General features: G+C 71.3%; 16 protein-coding genes. 7 read left to right on the top strand and 9 right to left on the bottom strand.

All coding sequences use genetic code 11. From position 1 onward, the window contains the following. The first annotated feature begins 212 nt into the window (after positions 1-212). Together MTQ01_RS08255 and MTQ01_RS08250 are read left to right on the top strand one after the other, a co-directional pair. Complete coding sequence (locus MTQ01_RS08255) at positions 213-434, top strand: hypothetical protein (protein WP_247488151.1); 222 nt, start codon at positions 213-215, stop codon at positions 432-434. 86 nt (positions 435-520) lie between these two features. Continuing rightward, on the top strand, positions 521-1,495 hold the full coding sequence (locus MTQ01_RS08250) for a sporulation protein (protein WP_247488149.1): 975 nt from the start codon (positions 521-523) through the stop codon (positions 1,493-1,495). A gap of 315 nt (positions 1,496-1,810) precedes the next feature. On the opposite strand, the gene MTQ01_RS08245 is transcribed toward MTQ01_RS08250, so the two are convergent. The 5 genes from MTQ01_RS08245 to ychF all read right to left on the bottom strand — a co-directional run bounded on the left by MTQ01_RS08245 (position 1,811) and on the right by ychF (position 5,768). Continuing rightward, entirely contained in the window at positions 1,811-2,743 is a 933-nt protein-coding gene (locus tag MTQ01_RS08245; RefSeq protein WP_247488147.1) for a M56 family metallopeptidase, read from the bottom strand. Positions 2,744-2,746: 3 nt separating this feature from the next. After that, positions 2,747-3,142: a BlaI/MecI/CopY family transcriptional regulator gene (locus MTQ01_RS08240; protein ID WP_247488145.1), complete on the bottom strand. Its 396-nt coding sequence runs from the start codon at positions 3,140-3,142 to the stop codon at positions 2,747-2,749. A 374-nt stretch (positions 3,143-3,516) separates the two neighbouring features. Further along, positions 3,517-3,933, bottom strand: a complete 417-nt coding sequence (locus tag MTQ01_RS08235; RefSeq protein ID WP_247488143.1) for a PIN domain nuclease — start codon at positions 3,931-3,933, stop codon at positions 3,517-3,519. Beyond that, entirely contained in the window at positions 3,930-4,181 is a 252-nt protein-coding gene (locus MTQ01_RS08230) for a type II toxin-antitoxin system VapB family antitoxin (RefSeq protein ID WP_247488141.1), read from the bottom strand. Before MTQ01_RS08230 ends, MTQ01_RS08235 begins: the two co-directional genes overlap by 4 nt. A gap of 495 nt (positions 4,182-4,676) precedes the next feature. Beyond that, a complete protein-coding gene (ychF, locus tag MTQ01_RS08225; RefSeq protein ID WP_247488139.1) occupies positions 4,677-5,768 on the bottom strand; it encodes a redox-regulated ATPase YchF in 1,092 nt (363 codons plus the stop codon). Between the two features lie 410 nt (positions 5,769-6,178). Here ychF and MTQ01_RS08220 point away from each other — a divergent pair, with 410 nt between their 5' ends. After that, positions 6,179-6,733 carry a DUF6542 domain-containing protein gene (locus tag MTQ01_RS08220; RefSeq protein WP_247488137.1) on the top strand — a complete coding sequence of 185 codons (555 nt, stop codon included), beginning with the start codon at positions 6,179-6,181 and terminating at the stop codon, positions 6,731-6,733. A gap of 114 nt (positions 6,734-6,847) precedes the next feature. On the opposite strand, the gene MTQ01_RS08215 is transcribed toward MTQ01_RS08220, so the two are convergent. Continuing rightward, positions 6,848-7,948, bottom strand: a complete 1,101-nt coding sequence (locus MTQ01_RS08215; RefSeq protein ID WP_247488136.1) for a 4-hydroxy-3-methylbut-2-enyl diphosphate reductase — start codon at positions 7,946-7,948, stop codon at positions 6,848-6,850. Between the two features lie 244 nt (positions 7,949-8,192). On the opposite strand from MTQ01_RS08215, the gene xseA reads away from it, so the two are divergent. The 3 genes from xseA to MTQ01_RS08200 all read left to right on the top strand — a co-directional run bounded on the left by xseA (position 8,193) and on the right by MTQ01_RS08200 (position 10,635). Then, entirely contained in the window at positions 8,193-9,401 is a 1,209-nt protein-coding gene (xseA, locus tag MTQ01_RS08210) for an exodeoxyribonuclease VII large subunit (protein ID WP_247488134.1), read from the top strand. 114 nt (positions 9,402-9,515) lie between these two features. Further along, positions 9,516-9,830, top strand: a complete 315-nt coding sequence (locus MTQ01_RS08205) for an exodeoxyribonuclease VII small subunit (protein WP_247488133.1) — start codon at positions 9,516-9,518, stop codon at positions 9,828-9,830. A 211-nt stretch (positions 9,831-10,041) separates the two neighbouring features. Continuing rightward, a complete protein-coding gene (locus MTQ01_RS08200) occupies positions 10,042-10,635 on the top strand; it encodes a malonic semialdehyde reductase (RefSeq protein WP_247488131.1) in 594 nt (197 codons plus the stop codon). Positions 10,636-10,920: 285 nt separating this feature from the next. Here MTQ01_RS08200 and MTQ01_RS08195 read toward each other — a convergent pair whose 3' ends face one another. Beyond that, a complete protein-coding gene (locus MTQ01_RS08195; RefSeq protein ID WP_247488129.1) occupies positions 10,921-11,820 on the bottom strand; it encodes a DUF4245 domain-containing protein in 900 nt (299 codons plus the stop codon). A gap of 180 nt (positions 11,821-12,000) precedes the next feature. Here MTQ01_RS08195 and glpX point away from each other — a divergent pair, with 180 nt between their 5' ends. Beyond that, positions 12,001-13,035: a class II fructose-bisphosphatase gene (gene glpX, locus MTQ01_RS08190; RefSeq protein ID WP_247488127.1), complete on the top strand. Its 1,035-nt coding sequence runs from the start codon at positions 12,001-12,003 to the stop codon at positions 13,033-13,035. A gap of 411 nt (positions 13,036-13,446) precedes the next feature. On the opposite strand, the gene MTQ01_RS08185 is transcribed toward glpX, so the two are convergent. Together MTQ01_RS08185 and MTQ01_RS08180 are read right to left on the bottom strand one after the other, a co-directional pair. Continuing rightward, positions 13,447-13,809 (bottom strand): WhiB family transcriptional regulator, encoded by a 363-nt coding sequence (locus MTQ01_RS08185; RefSeq protein ID WP_211040838.1) that lies wholly within the window; start codon positions 13,807-13,809, stop codon positions 13,447-13,449. A gap of 146 nt (positions 13,810-13,955) precedes the next feature. Continuing rightward, positions 13,956-14,591, bottom strand: a complete 636-nt coding sequence (locus tag MTQ01_RS08180) for a DUF1707 domain-containing protein (protein ID WP_247488125.1) — start codon at positions 14,589-14,591, stop codon at positions 13,956-13,958. Positions 14,592-14,719 lie beyond the last annotated feature (128 nt).

Raw genomic sequence — 14,719 nt, 5'->3', positions numbered from 1 at the left:
AAGTCCCGTACTCCGTACGGAACATGACGCCGCATCAGCCCCCGGGCCCGCCGTCCGCACGGAACGCGGCCTGTTTCCTCCCACACAGTTTCGGACAATTCCCGCGAGCAACCCCGGGAAGCGACCGGGGCAGTTGATCGCGACCTATGCTTCTACACGCGTGTAGATCACGCGGCAGGAACCACCCACCACTCCCCTCGCAGGAGGACTTCATGGCCTCGATCGACCTGGCCAAAGTGCTGGACAAGGCATGGGCGGACAAGAGTCTCCCGGAGATTCTCGACGCCCCGGTCGGAGCCCTCAAGGGCGTCTCGGACCGTGACGGCGAATTACTCCAGGAGGCCTTCGGCATCAAGACCGTTCGCGACTTCGCCGAGCTGAAGTACGTCCGCTGGGCGCAGGCCCTGGCTGCTCTGGACACGACGGCCAAGTAGGCACGAACCGGTGGGTTGCCACTCTCTGGGGTGTGGCAACCCACGACTCGAACCACCACTCAACATCCGAAGGAGAGAACGCCACCATGGTGTTCAAGAAGCTGCTCGGGGCGCTCGGCGTGGGCGGCCCCACCCTGGACACGGTCCTGGAAGGCGGCCCGGTCCTGCCCGGCGGAACGCTGCACGGACAGGTCCATCTCGTCGGCGGCAAAGCCGACTACGACATCGAGCAGATCACCCTGGAACTCGTCGCCCGCGTCGAGGCGGAGCACGACGGCGGCGAGAGCGAAGGAACGGTCTCCTTCGAACGCTTCGCCGTCGGGGGCGGCTTCCGGCTGGCCGAGGGCGAGCGCCGGAGCATCCCCTTCGAAGTCGCGGTGCCCTGGGAGACGCCGGTCACCGAGGTCCACGGCCAGCCGCTCGGCGTAGTGCTGGGCGTACGCAGTGAACTCGCCGTCTCGGGCAGCAAGGACAAGGGCGATCTGGACCCGCTGACCGTACGCCCGCTGCCCGTGCAGCAGGCCGTCCTGGAGGCGTTCGGCCGGCTCGGCTTCGACTTCAAGTCCGCGGACCTGGAGTACGGGCACATCGGCGGCACCGGGCAGCAACTGCCGTTCTACCAGGAGGTCGAGCTCACGCCGGCCCCGCAGTACGCGCACGCGATGCGCGAGGTCGAGGTCACCTTCCTGGCCAACCCGGGCGGTATGGAGGTGGTGCTCGAGGCGGACAAGCGCGGCGGCCTCTTCTCCGCCGGCCACGACGCCGTCAACCGCTTCACCGTCAGCCACGAAGGCGTCGAGGGGCGCGACTGGGACGCCGAAGTCGAAGGCTGGGTGCGCCAGTTGGTCGCGGGCCAGGGTGTGTACACCTCCCCCGCTCCCTACGGCCACGAGTACGGCGAACAGCACCACCCCGAAGGCGGGCAGCGCTCCGGTCCGGGCATGGGAACCGTCGTCGCGGCCGGAGCGGCAGGTCTGGCCGTCGGCGTGGTCGGCGGCCTGGTCGCCGCCGAGGTCATCGACGAGGTGGGCGACGCCTTCGAGGACGACGACGAGGGCTGAGCACCCCCGAAACCCGTCGCCCTCCGGGCACTTGAGGGAAGCGGCTGTCGCACAGGAGAAGTGCGTCAGGCGGTTCGCGAACCGAAGAACCGTGGGCCTGTGGCACTGCACCGCCGCAGGCCCACCGGCACGCCCGGCCGGTGCGCGCACACCGAGGGCCACCCACCCCCGGCTGTGCGGATCGAGGGACCCACCGCCGAGAAAGCACGGCCGCCTCGCCAACAGTCCGCTCGACGACGGGCGGCAGACACGACACGGGGAAACGGCGTCCCCCGCCGATGGCGTGACCCATGTGCGACGCCCCCGCAGACCGCCTCAGCCGTACGTCGCCGACTCCAGCACCAGGAACAGCGCGATCGCCGCGTTGATCGCGGAGAGCGTGGACGCGGCCGTACCCGCTGCGGCGACGAGCGCGGCAAGACCGGCCGTGGTGAGCGCCGGCGGCCAGCCACCGGCCGACGGAACGGGCCCCAGCAACGCGGCAACCCGACGCGGCACCGGACCTGCCTCGGCGAAAGCGGCCAGACCGGGCACCGCCGCGCGGCGGGAGATCAACGCCGCCCTGCCGACCGCACGGGCCGTCGTACGGCGGTCGCCGGTCACCCGGGCGGCTTCCTCGTCGGCCCAGCGCTCCGTGCAGTAACCCACCGCCGAACGGAGCGGACGCAGCAGCGGGTTGGCACAACCGGCGAGCTGAACCGTCAGCAGCAGGCGGTGGTGCTTCCCGGCCAGATGAGCACGCTCGTGCGCGAGCAGCGCGCCCCGCTCCGCCTCGTCGAGCCCGTTCAGCATTCCCGTGGAGACCAGCACCCGGCCGGGAGAGCCAGGCAGGGCGTACGCGTACGGCACCTCGTCGGCGAGCACGGCGACCTCCGAACGGTCGGGATGCGCGGCCAGCGCCCGATGGGCACGGGCCCGGAAGCCGAAGTGCCGCCCCAGCGTCAGCGCACACGTCGCGAACACGACGACGAGAGCAACGATCGACAGCTTGCCCGCCACCTCGTCGTACGGCACGGCCTCCCGCACCTCCTCGTCGGACCAACTGGCGGGCAGCGGACTGCCCGGCAGCTGCGCCGTACCGACGACCATCACGAGCCCGAGGCACAACGTGCTGCACGCGGCGAGCGTCGCGCCCACCCAGGTCAGCAGCAACGCGGCGTTGCGCGGATGCAGATGCTGTGCGGCCAGTCGTGCGATCGGCAGAGCGGTCAACGGCAGGATCAGAGGCAGGTAGACGAAGACGCCCATCGATCACCGCTCCGGATCGTCGGCTTCACAGAGGAGGGAGCGCAGAAGCTGTTCGTCGTGCGTGGAGAGCGACGACACGAAGCTGGAGAGCACCGCGCCGCGGTCCTCCTGGTTGTCGAGCAGCTTGCGCATACGCATCGCCACCAGACCGGCCCCGTCCGCCACCGGCGTCCACTCGAAGGACCGGCCGACCCTGGAACGCGACACCGCCCGCTTCGCGTACAGCCTGGTCAGGATCGTCATGACCGTGGTGTACGCCAGATCACCGCCGAGCTGCTCCTGCACCCAGCCGGCCGTCACCGGCCCCGGCGCCGAACCGAGCACCGCCAGCACCTGCGTCTCCAACTCGCCCTGACGCCTGCGCCCGCCCGGCCTCTCGTTCCCCGTGCCGTCGACCACGCGCGGCCACCTCCCGTCCCACCGCCCCAACCCGTACGAGCGACAAGCCGCATCGTACTGGCCAAACCCCATGCGCACCGCCGCCGTTCACCCCTCCCCCACCTCCCCACCCACACCACCCGCCACCCCAGCCACCCACGCAGCGGCGCTCTGCCCGGAAGCGCTCCTGGGGGGTGGGGAGCCGAAAGGCGGGGAGTCGCCGGTGCGCTCCAGGTCAGCGGGGCGACGTCGAGGCCGGCCATGGGTGAACTGCTGACCCCGCTCCAGCGTGAGTTTCATCCACAGTCCCCGCACCACACCGCCGAGCGGATCCACAATGATCGACTGACGGCACGCGGACCCCCACTCGTCGAGGAACGACGTGCGTTGCCGGCTCAGTCGGCGGTGCCGGGCCCAACGACCCACTCAGCTTGCAGCGTGCTCACCGAAGCAATCATGTCGAAGTCGCCGTCGTAATGCAGGAGCGTGGCACGATGCCGCTCGGCGGTTGCCGCGATCAGGACGTCGGCCAGCGACAGCGCCCGGTGAAAGCCGGCGTTCAGGGCCAGGGCCTGGATCTCGAGCGCTCGCTCGAACTCCTCATCGTTGCAGGGCAGGTAGTCGAATCCACGGAGCAGAGTGCGCAGCCGCAGCGCTTCGGGCTTTCCGCGCGCCGAGTAGAGGACCTCGTACTCGGTCGGGGCACACACCGCCAGGAGCCCGTCGCGGTCCAGCGCGTCCAGCCTCGCCCGCACCGCCGGTTTGCCCCGGCGGGCCAGTGCCGACTTGTCGATGAGGTAGCGCCCCTTCACGCCGCCGAGGCCCCGCCTTCACGCTTCAGCGTGCCGTCCGGATTCCGCGGACCCGTCTGCGCCCGGATTTCCGCGAACGCATCCTCGAACTCGCCCTCGTCAATGGCATCGAACAGCTCTCGACGCAGTCGCAGCCTCACCCCCTCCTCCATGGCAGCCCGCACTGCGGCGGCCTTCGTCTTCACCCCGTACACCCGCATCGCCTGTTCGACGATTTCCTCATCCAGATCGATCACAGTCCTGGCCATCAGTCATCCCTCCACAGCCGACGACACAACGATATCAATCCCGATTCAAAAATGACATCGAGATGCGGTGGACTCAAGGGCAACCACCCTCACCGAAGCGCGTTCAGCCCGGTTCGACCGCCTCACCCGGGGCACGAAGGCAGACACGCTGAGCGACTCCGCGTAGAGCACGCCCGCACCGGTTCTCGTCATGGAGCGGACGTGGATGAAGATCAGAACGGGTACCAGGCTCCGGTTTGCATACCGCACAGACACCGCCCCGGGCAGCAGAAAAAGGGCGCACCCTCTGCATAACCATTTCCCGACGTCCCTTGCAGTGAAAGCTGCACGTCAAGCTCTGCGCCCTGGTCAGTCCGAGCACTGCCGACGCTTCCCGCTCGGGGTGAACGAGGTGGCAGCAGTCAGCTGCCCGGCACGGAACGGCCAGGGGCCCGACTCCGGAGAGTCGGGCCCCTGGTGACGTGCGTGTTCAACGGATCGACGCTGGGTCAACCGCTAGACGTTGAAGCGGAATTCGACGACGTCGCCGTCCTGCATGACGTAGTCCTTGCCTTCCATGCGGGCCTTGCCCTTGGCGCGGACGTCGGCGACGGAGCCGGCGTCGACGAGGTCGTCGAAGGAGATGACCTCGGCCTTGATGAAGCCGCGCTGGAAGTCGGTGTGGATGACGCCGGCGGCCTCCGGGGCGGTGGCGCCCTTGGGGATCGTCCAGGCGCGGGACTCCTTGGGGCCTGCGGTGAGGTAGGTCTGCAGGCCGAGGGTGCGGAAGCCGACGGTGGCGAGGGTGGCGAGGCCGGGCTCGTCCTGGCCGACGGACTGGAGGAGTTCGAGGGCCTCGGCGTCGTCGTCGAGCTCGACGAGGTCGGCCTCCAGCTTGGCGTTGAGGAAGATCGCCTCGGCGGGGGCGACCAGGGCGCGCTGTTCGTCCTTGAACGCCTCGTCGGTGAGCTCGTCCTCGTCGACGTTGAAGACGTAGAGGAACGGCTTGGTGGTCAGCAGGTGCAGCTCGTGCAGCGGCTCGGCGGCATCGGTGCCCTGGGCGATGCCGGCGGAGAAGAGCGTACGGCCCTCCTCCAGCAGGGCCTTCGCCTCCTGGACGGCCTTGACCTGCGGCAGCTTGTCCTTCTTGATCCGCGATTCCTTCTCCAGGCGCGGCAGGACCTTCTCGATGGTCTGGAGGTCGGCGAGGATCAGCTCGGTGTTGATCGTCTCGATGTCGTCCTTGGGCGAGACCTTGCCGTCGACGTGGACGACGTTCTCGTCCTGGAAGGCGCGGATGACCTGGCAGATGGCGTCCGACTCGCGGATGTTGGCGAGGAACTTGTTGCCCAGGCCCTCGCCCTCGCTGGCGCCGCGCACGATGCCGGCGATGTCGACGAAGTCGACGGTGGCCGGGAGCACCTTCTCGGAGCCGAAGATCTCGGCGAGCTTGTCCAGCCTCGGGTCGGGCACGCCGACGACACCGACGTTGGGCTCGATGGTGGCGAACGGGTAGTTGGCCGCGAGCACGTCGTTCTTGGTCAGGGCGTTGAACAGGGTCGACTTGCCGACGTTGGGCAGACCGACGATTCCGATCGTGAGCGACACGTGACGAACTTCCCGTAGCGAGGCGGTTGGGTGCGACGGCCCCGCGCACGGGAACCAGTCCACCAGTCTACGGCTGCCGCCGGGCGGCCGAGGACGGGTGCCCGGGGACGCGGGCCCCCGGCGGGATCGCGCGCGGAGGGCGGACGTCGGCGACGTCGGCTTCCGGGACGGACGGCCGTGTCCCGGCGAGGTGACGGGCGTGTCCGGGCGGGGTGGCGGACGGGCGGTTCTACGTTGGTGCGGTGGAGCAACGCAGGAGTGAGCCCAGACGTCGGACGGCACAGCGGCAGGCGGCGCACCGGCCCGCCGTGGAGCCCGGGGCCGGGCAGCCGGGACCGTCGATCGCCGGGCGGGGTGCGCCCGTTGAACCTCACCGCCGGACGTCGGCGCCCGGAGACCGTCGGCCGGGGATGCCCGGCGTCGCGGAGTCGAGGGCCGCGGAGTCGAGGGCCGGGCTGCCCGGGACGGCGCAGTCCGGGACGGCGCAGTCCAGGGGACGCGGTGGCCGGGCGGCGGTCTCGGGGAACGGCGCCGGACGGTCCGCCGGGCTTCCGGCGCTGCTGGCACGGGTGCCCCGGCCGCGGTTGACCGCACTCGGCGGCGGGCTGCTCGCCGTGGTGGTGATGCTGTGCGCGGGGCTGTTCGCCTCGCTGCTGCTCGACGACTCGATGACTTTCTACGGCGTCTGCTTCGTCGTGCTGAGCGCGGCCTGCGCGCTGTGGGTGCGGGTGGCGGAGGCGCTGACCGCGCCGGTCGCCGTACCGATCGCCTTCACCTTCGGGCTGATCCCGATCACCGGCGAGGACGGGGTCGGCGCCTGGTTCATCGAGCTGGCGACGACCCTGGCCGTCAACGCCGGTTGGCTGTACGGCGGGACACTGGTCGCGGTGGCGATCGTGCTGGTGCGGCGCGGCCTGTACGCGGCGCGACGGCGGCGGAGCCGGTCGGCCGCCCGTACGCGCTGACGCACGGAATACCGGACGCCGGCTCCCGCCGGGCCGCGCCGAGGGTGCGGCCCGGGCACCCAAGCGGTGCGCGCGGGCCGCCGGGTCAGGGCCTGGTGGAGTCCGCCGCCGGAGTCAGGATCCGGTGGAGTCCGCGACGGCGGCCTTCGCCTCCGCACGCAGATCGCGGCGCAGCTCCTTGGGCAGCGAGAACTGGATGTGCTCCTCCACCGGCTGCACCACCTCCACATCCGACCAGCCGCGCTCGGCCAGCCACTGGATGACGCCCTCCACCAGCACGTCGGGGACCGAGGCGCCGGAGGAGAGGCCGACCGTGGTGACTCCCTCCAGCCAGGCCTCGTCCAGCTCGCTCGCGTTGTCGACGAGGTGGCCGGCCTTGGCGCCGTGAACCAGGGCGGTCTCGACCAGGCGCACGGAGTTGGAGGAGTTCTTTGAGCCGACGATCAGCACCAGGTCGGACTCGGCCGCGACCTGCTTGATGGCGGTCTGGCGGTTCTGGGTGGCGTAGCAGATGTCGTCGCTGGGGGGCGAGATGAGCTGGGGGAACTTCTCCTTCAGCGCATCGACGGTCTCCATCGTCTCGTCCACCGACAGCGTGGTCTGGGAGAGCCACACGACCTTGGAGGGGTCCTTGACCTCGACACTCGCGACGTCCTTGGGGCCGTCGACGAGGGTGATGTGCTCGGGCGCCTCGCCGCTGGTGCCGATGACCTCCTCGTGGCCCTCGTGGCCGATCAGAAGGATGTCGTAGTCGTCCTTGGCGAACCGGACCGCTTCCTTGTGGACCTTGGTGACCAGCGGGCAGGTCGCGTCGATGGTGGCCAACTGCCCCCGCTTCGCCTCGTCGTGGACGACCGGAGCGACACCGTGGGCGGAGAAGATCACGATCTCGCCGGGCGGCACCTCGGCGGTCTCCTCGACGAAGATGGCCCCCTTCTTGCGGAGGGTCTCCACGACGTACTTGTTGTGGACGATCTCGTGGCGGACGTAGATGGGCGCGCCGTACTGCTCCAGGGCCTGCTCCACGGCTATGACCGCGCGGTCGACGCCGGCGCAGTAGCCGCGCGGAGCGGCGAGGAGGACTCTTCTGCCCTCGCCGGACCTGCTCTCCCCGTGCACGGTCTCTGCGGGGGCGCTCTCCTCGCGTGCGGTGCGCTCGGGCGCGAGGTCTGCACTGTCGGTGGCGGCGGTCGACGGGCGGGACGCAGAAGTCATGCGCCCATCGTAAAGCTCATCGGCGTCGTGTCGGAGGGCGCACTTGATCGGCGGGACGGCGTGCGGAGGGCGCGCGTCCGCCGGGCCCGGACGCTCCGTCCGGGCGCACGAGCACGGGTGCCTCGTACGGGCCGTACGGGCTGGTCGCGGGGACGGCTGCGGAGGGCGGCCGCGGGGGCTGCGGGCTCGTGCGCGGACGGGACGGCCGAGGGGATTGTCAGTGGGGGCGGTTAGCCTCGCGGTCATGGCAATGCAGACGTCTCCCGAATCGCCGATTCCGGTCGGCGAGGTGTCGCGGCTGATCGGCGGCTGGATCGACCGACTCGGCCCGGTGTGGGTCGAGGGGCAGATCGCCCAGCTCAGCCGGCGGCCGGGTGCGGGCGTGGTGTTCATGACCCTGCGCGACCCCTCGCACGAGATCTCGCTCACCGTGACGTGCTACCGCCAGGTCTTCGACCAGGTGGCGGACGTGGTGAGCGAGGGCGCGCGGATCGTGGTGCACGGCAAGCCCTCCTGGTACGCCGCGCGCGGTCAGCTGTCGCTGAGGGCGGCGGAGATACGCCCGGTCGGCATGGGCGAACTGCTGGTGCGCCTGGAGCAGTTGAAGCGCAGGCTCACCGCCGAGGGCCTCTTCGAGGCGCACCACAAGCGCCCGCTGCCGTTTCTGCCGCGCCGGGTGGGGCTGGTGACCGGCCGGGCCTCGGCAGCCGAGCGGGATGTGCTGGAGACGGCGCGGCATCGCTGGCCGGCGGTCCGGTTCACCGTGCGCAACGTCGCCGTCCAGGGGGTGCGGGCGGTGCCGCAGGTGGTGGCGGCGGTCCGGGAGTTGGACGCCGACCGCGAGGTGGATGTGATCGTGGTCGCGCGCGGCGGCGGCAGCGTGGAGGATCTGCTGCCGTTCTCCGACGAGGAGTTGGTGCGGGCGGTGGCCGCCTGCCGTACGCCGGTGGTCTCCGCGATCGGCCACGAGCCGGACAATCCGCTGCTCGATCTGGTCGCCGATCTGCGGTCGCGCACTCCGACCCACGCCGCCAAGGACGTGGTTCCCGACGTCGGCGAGGAGCACGAGCGGGTGGCGCAGTTGCGCGGACGCGCTCAGCGCTGTGTGACGGGTTATCTGGCACAGCAGGAGCGCGGGCTCTCGGACTGGATGAGCAGACCTTCCATGACGTATCCGCACCGCTTGCTGGAGAGCAGAGAGGACGAGGTGGCGGAGCTGGCCGGCCGCGCCCGTCGCACCTTCGGCCATGCGCTGGACCGGGCGGAGGCCGATCTGGAGCACACCAGGGCCAGGGTTGTGGCGCTCTCACCCGCGGCGACGCTGCGCAGGGGTTACGCGGTGCTGCAGCGCGGGAGCGGCGAGGCGGTGCGCGCGAGCAGCGAAGTGGCACCCGGCGAGCAGTTGCGCGCCCGGGTCGCCGAGGGCGAGTTCAGGGTGACGGTCCGGGAGTGAGCAGGCCCCGCGGTGGTCACGGTCGCCGGAGGTCGCCGTGAGGGTGCGGCGGTCGCGGGAAGGAGCGGTCGCGGTGGGTCCGGAGAGAGTTCTGGCGAGATCTAGGGTGGAGACATGACGGAGACGGAGCCCACGGGGCCCGCCGCTGCGGCGGATGGACCGGAGTCGGCCGAGGAGCCGGCGCTCAGCTACGAGCAGGCGCGGGACGAGCTGGTCGAGGTCGTGCGGCGGCTGGAGGCCGGCGGGGCGACGCTGGAGGAGTCCCTGGCGCTGTGGGAGCGCGGTGAGCAACTCGCCGGCGTCTGCCGGGAGTTCCTCGCCGGCGCGCGGGCACGTCTGGACGCGGCGCTCGCCGAGCCCGAGGCCGCCGAAGGGGCCGCAGAGCCCGAGAGAGCGGCGAGAGCGGGCGGAGAGCAGGGCGACGCGTAGCCCCGAGCGGGCCGGCTCCGCGCCGGGCGGCGAGACGCTGCCCGTGGCCAGTCGGCGCTCGGCGGTGTGCCCGCGCGCGCGGCGGTGGCCCGGGGCACGTCGGGCGGTCCCGCAGACGCTGTGGCGCATCACACGGCGGGAGCGCGAGCCGAGCTCGTGGATCTTCCGTAGGCTGGTAGTTCAATTCCGAACTACTTGGATGGGACGACCGATGGCTCTTGCTCTCGACGACGCCGCGCAGAACCTGCTTTTCCGCGAGGCCCACACCGCGCAGACCTTCGCCGACACCCCGGTCAGCGACGAGCAGATCCACGCCGTGTACGACCTGATCAAGCTGGCGCCCACCGCGTTCAACCTCTCCCCGCTCCGGCTCACCCTGGTGCGCACCCCCGAGGCCCGCGAGCGCCTGGTCCAGCACATGTCCGAGGGCAACAAGCAGAAGACCCGCACCGCGCCGCTGACCGCGATCCTCTCGACCGACCTGGACTTCCACGAGCGGCTGCCGGAGCTCTTCCCGGCCGTTCCGGGACTCAAGGACTCACTCTTCGCCGAGCTCGAGACCCGCGAGCAGCACGGACGGTTCAACGCGGCGCTCCAGGCGGGCTACTTCCTGCTCGGCGTACGGGCCGCCGGCCTGGCTGCGGGCCCGATGACCGGACTCGACGCGGACGCCGTGGACAAGGAGTTCTTCGGCGACGGCAAGCAGCGCACGCTGCTGGTGGTCAACATCGGCCTGCCCGGCGAGGACGCGTTCCGCCCGCGCGCCCCGAGGCTGGCAGCCGCGGAAGCGGTCACCACCGTCTGAGGTCGGGAGCGGCGGCGCGGGCCGGGCACCACCCGGCGGACGGGCCCCGGTACGGCCGGGGCGGAGCGGGAGCGGGGCGGGGCGGGAGCGGGCGGAAGCCACGAGCCCGGCACCGGCGCTCACCGAGCCATCGGCCCGTCCGCCGGGCCCGTCCGCCGGGCCCGAACAGCCCGCGCTGCCCGGCACGACCCCGCACGGCCCGCACGCCCCCGCACGGACGGTGTCGGGCCGACCGGCGGTGGGCCGACCGGCACGGTCGCCGCGGGAGGGGGCTGGGTCGGCGGATCAGTTGCCGGCGGTCTGCGGAGGCTCCAGCGAGGCGGCCAGCTTCTTCAGCGAGGCGTACGAAGCGGTGCCGGTCACGACCGTGGTGACCTCGCCGTCCTGCTGCGAACCGCCGGAGGAGTTCCCGCGGTCCGAGGCGTCGGCGTCGCGCTTGAGCACCAGGGCGTTGTACTTCTCCCCCGTGTAGCGCACCCACTCCTCGCCGTTGACGGTCTCCGTCGTCTCCGTCTCGCTCGCGCCCTGGGTGACCTCGTGCACGAACTTCCGCTCGTCGCCGTTGCCCTGCTCGACGGCCGCGTACTCGTCGGAGGGGTTCATGAACCCCAGGTGCCAGACCGAACCGTGATCGCTGTTGGCCTTGTAACTGACCGAGGTGGCACGCCACTTGTCGCCGAGCCCCTCGGGCGAGAGCAGCTCGTACGGTGCCGCGCGGCCCGCGGTGGCGAGCTCGGCCTCGTAGGTGATCTCGTAGACCGGGTCCTGGCTCTCGTCGTTGGGCAGCGTGGAGTAGAGCAGGAGCGCGCCGAGGCCGATGACGGCCATCGACAGCACCATGTCGCGTACGGACTTCAGGCCCTTCTTCTCCGACTTCGCGGCACCGTCGACGCCCGCGGTCGGCTGCTCGTCCGGCTCATCGGACCCGGACTGCACGGGCCCGGCCTCGACCTGGTCGGTACCGGACTGCACGGAACCGGACTGCTCGCGCCCGGCTTCGACCTGCTCCGGAGCCGCAGCCGCCTCGGCGGCCGCGGTCGAGCCGGTGTCCGGAGCGGATCCGTCGTCGCCACCGTCTGCCGGCCCGTTCGCCGCCCGGGCGTCGGCCGCGGACTCGGGCGTGCCGTCCTCGCCGGCCGTACGGGTCGTACCGGTTTCGTCGGTGCTGTCGCGCTGCTCTCCCACGGCCCCATCATCGCCCACCGCTCCCGACGCCTCGTACATGGGGGCCGGAGGTCCGCCGCGGCCGCTCATCCGAGGGGTCCACTGCTCACTTTGTCGACGTGCCGATAAGGTCGGAAGCACCCTCAACCCTCAACTGTCCGTGCCGCGGCTCCCAGCGGACGTGCAGAAAGGTGTCTCCAGATGACCGAGAACCACCACCTTCCGTCCCAGCTAGAGGTGAGTCCCGAGGCTCCGGACCGCAACCTCGCGCTGGAGCTCGTACGCGTCACCGAGGCCGGTGCGATGGCCTCCGGCCGCTGGGTGGGCCGCGGTGACAAGAACGGCGCCGACGGCGCAGCGGTCAAGGCCATGCGGGCGCTCGTCTCCACCGTCTCGATGAACGGCGTCGTCGTCATCGGCGAGGGCGAGAAGGACGAGGCGCCGATGCTCTACAACGGGGAGCGGGTCGGTGACGGCACGGGCGCCGAGTGCGATGTGGCGGTAGACCCGGTGGACGGTACGACGCTGACGGCCAAGGGCATGGGCAACGCCGTCTCCGTCCTGGCGGTGGCCGAACGCGGTGCGATGTTCGACCCCTCGGCGGTCTTCTACATGGACAAGCTCGTCACCGGCCCGGAGGCGGCCGAGTACGTCGACATCAACGCGCCCGCCTCGGTGAACGTCCGCAGGGTCGCCAAGGCCAAGGGCACCGCGCCCGAGGACGTCACCGTCGTCATCCTGGACCGGCCGCGGCACGACGGCATCGTCAAGGAGGTCCGGGAGGCCGGCGCCCGGATCAAGTTCATCAGCGACGGCGACGTGGCGGGCGCGATCATGGCAGTTCGCGAAGGCACCGGCGTGGACCTGCTGCTCGGCGTGGGCGGTACGCCCGAGGGCATCATCTCGGCCTGTGCCATCAAGTGCCTGGGCGGCGTGATCCAGGGCAAGCTCTGGCCGAAGGACGACGAGGAGCGGCAGAAGGCACTCGACGCGGGCCACGATCTGGACCTGGTGCTCACCACGGACGATCTGGTGCGCGGCGACAACGTCTTCTTCGTCGCCACCGGGATCACGGACGGCGATCTCCTGCGCGGCGTGCACTATCGCTCGGAGCGGGCGTACACCCAGTCGCTGGTGATGCGTTCGAAGTCCGGCACGATCCGGCAGATCGAGTCGACCCACAAGCTGGAGAAGCTGCGCGCCTACAGTGCGGTGGACTTCGACCGGGCGCGCTGAGCGCACAGCCGCTGCGGGACCGGACGCACCCGGGGCCCGCACCTCGAAGGAGAGCGGCGCAACCGGTACGTACGAGACGATCGCGCGCCCGGACCGGCCCGCCCCTCACGAGGGGCGGGCTTCGCGCCTTCTCGGGATCACAACTCCCGCGCCGGGCAGGCCCACACGCGCAACTCACGAACGAACCCGTCAGCCCGACCCTGCCGACCAGACCGGGCGACTCGACGGCGGCCCGCCTCGGAAAGCCCGAGCCCCGCGCCCGGCCCACGCACGACACCCGAACCACGGCCGACACCGGAACCACGCACGGCGCCCGAACCACGGACGGCATCCGAGCCCCGAACCACCGACAGCCCCGGAGCGTCAACGATCAGCCGCGGGCCGCTCCCCCGCGCTCCGCTGCTGCACGGCTCAGGCTATGCGCCGGCCGGCCGCCGGCGTGGTGTCGCGGCGACGGCGACGGGCGAGGACCACACGGCGCTCCGCGGCGGTCAAGCCGCCCCAGACGCCGTACGGCTCGGGCTGGAGCAGCGCGTGCTCCCGGCAGTCGGCGAGCACCGGGCAGCCGGCGCACACCTGCTTGGCCGCCTGCTCGCGGCTGAGCCGGGAGGCGGTGGGCTCCTTGGAGGGCGCGAAGAAGAGGCCGACCTCGTCCCTGCGGCACGCGGCGTCGGCGTGCCAGGGATCGTCGGGACTGCTCGCTCGCTGCTGTGCGGCGGAGCGCTGCTGGGGTACGACAGCGGCCTGGAGGTGCTGATGCGGCGATCGCAGCACGGTCTACTCCCTGACTACGGCGATGGAGTCTCAGCTGTTCGGTCCGACCTGGTGCCCTCAACCGCCCCCGCGCGCACGGAAGTTCACCGGGGGCCGTGCAAGGAGGCGATGCACCAGCTCTACCCGCTGTACGCGCGCTTATGCGCTCAGTCGCGAAGCGCGCGTAGATCCCGGATCCGACGGCCCTTCCGGCCCTTGGCCTCCGCGCCCGCGAAGAGCGCGAAACCGTGGACGACGACCACCGGGGCTCGCGGGTCGCTCGCTTCCTGCTCCGTGACGTCGAAGCCGCCGAGCACGCCGTGGTGGCCCGCCCCGCGCAGGGTGACGTTCTCCGGGACGAGGATGTCCACTCCGCCGAAGAGAGCGGTGACGTGGATGTCCACCCGCGGGTAGTCGTACAGCGCTTCGGTCAGGTCGACCTCGACGCCGCCGAAGCAGGCGAGGACGTTGATCCGGCCGCCCGCGCGCCAGCGGCCCTTGCGGGCCGCCCCGCCGAAGACGGCCACGAGGTTGGTGGTGGTGCGCGTCGGGAGGGGGCGCGGGCCGGGCGCGGGCGCTCTGCGCCCCACCGGCAGATCCACCAGGAGGGACTCCAACTGGCCGGCGGTCTTCGCCGCGTACGCCGACTCGACGCGCTCGGCGTACTCCTCGCCGTTGAGCCGGCCCTCGCTCAGGGCCAGGCGCAGCAGATGCGCGACGCGGTCGCGGTCCGCGTCGGAGACCCGCACCTCGGGGCCGGTGGCCGAACCGGCGGGCTGCTTGCTGAGCGAGATCTCATCCACGGGGCCAGCTTGCCAGACGCGATAGGTCGCGACCAGAGGCAGTTGCCCGGTCACCGAACGCAACTGAGCCTTACCTCACCTGATTTCGGAGGCGCGCGCGTTCTACGCTGCGAGGGAGGCCGGAGCTC

It is taken from the genome of Streptomyces sp. XM4193 (assembly GCF_023072595.1).
GTDB lineage: Bacteria > Actinomycetota > Actinomycetes > Streptomycetales > Streptomycetaceae > Streptomyces.
The sequence above is the reverse complement of the archived record's forward strand: the minus strand, read 5'-3'. Positions and strand labels throughout refer to the sequence as shown.

Bases quoted from the DNA above. Each gene is read 5' to 3' on its own strand.
- MTQ01_RS08255 (WP_247488151.1), top strand. From the start codon at position 213: ATGGCCTCGATCGACCTGGCCAAAGTGCTGGACAAGGCATGGGCGGAC.
- MTQ01_RS08250 (WP_247488149.1), top strand. From the start codon at position 521: ATGGTGTTCAAGAAGCTGCTCGGGGCGCTCGGCGTGGGCGGCCCCACC.
- MTQ01_RS08245 (WP_247488147.1), bottom strand. From the start codon at position 2,743: ATGGGCGTCTTCGTCTACCTGCCTCTGATCCTGCCGTTGACCGCTCTG.
- MTQ01_RS08230 (WP_247488141.1), bottom strand. From the start codon at position 4,181: ATGGCCAGGACTGTGATCGATCTGGATGAGGAAATCGTCGAACAGGCG.
- MTQ01_RS08220 (WP_247488137.1), top strand. From the start codon at position 6,179: ATGCCCGGCGTCGCGGAGTCGAGGGCCGCGGAGTCGAGGGCCGGGCTG.
- MTQ01_RS08215 (WP_247488136.1), bottom strand. From the start codon at position 7,948: ATGACTTCTGCGTCCCGCCCGTCGACCGCCGCCACCGACAGTGCAGAC.
- xseA (WP_247488134.1), top strand. From the start codon at position 8,193: ATGGCAATGCAGACGTCTCCCGAATCGCCGATTCCGGTCGGCGAGGTG.
- MTQ01_RS08205 (WP_247488133.1), top strand. From the start codon at position 9,516: ATGACGGAGACGGAGCCCACGGGGCCCGCCGCTGCGGCGGATGGACCG.
- MTQ01_RS08200 (WP_247488131.1), top strand. From the start codon at position 10,042: ATGGCTCTTGCTCTCGACGACGCCGCGCAGAACCTGCTTTTCCGCGAG.
- glpX (WP_247488127.1), top strand. From the start codon at position 12,001: ATGACCGAGAACCACCACCTTCCGTCCCAGCTAGAGGTGAGTCCCGAG.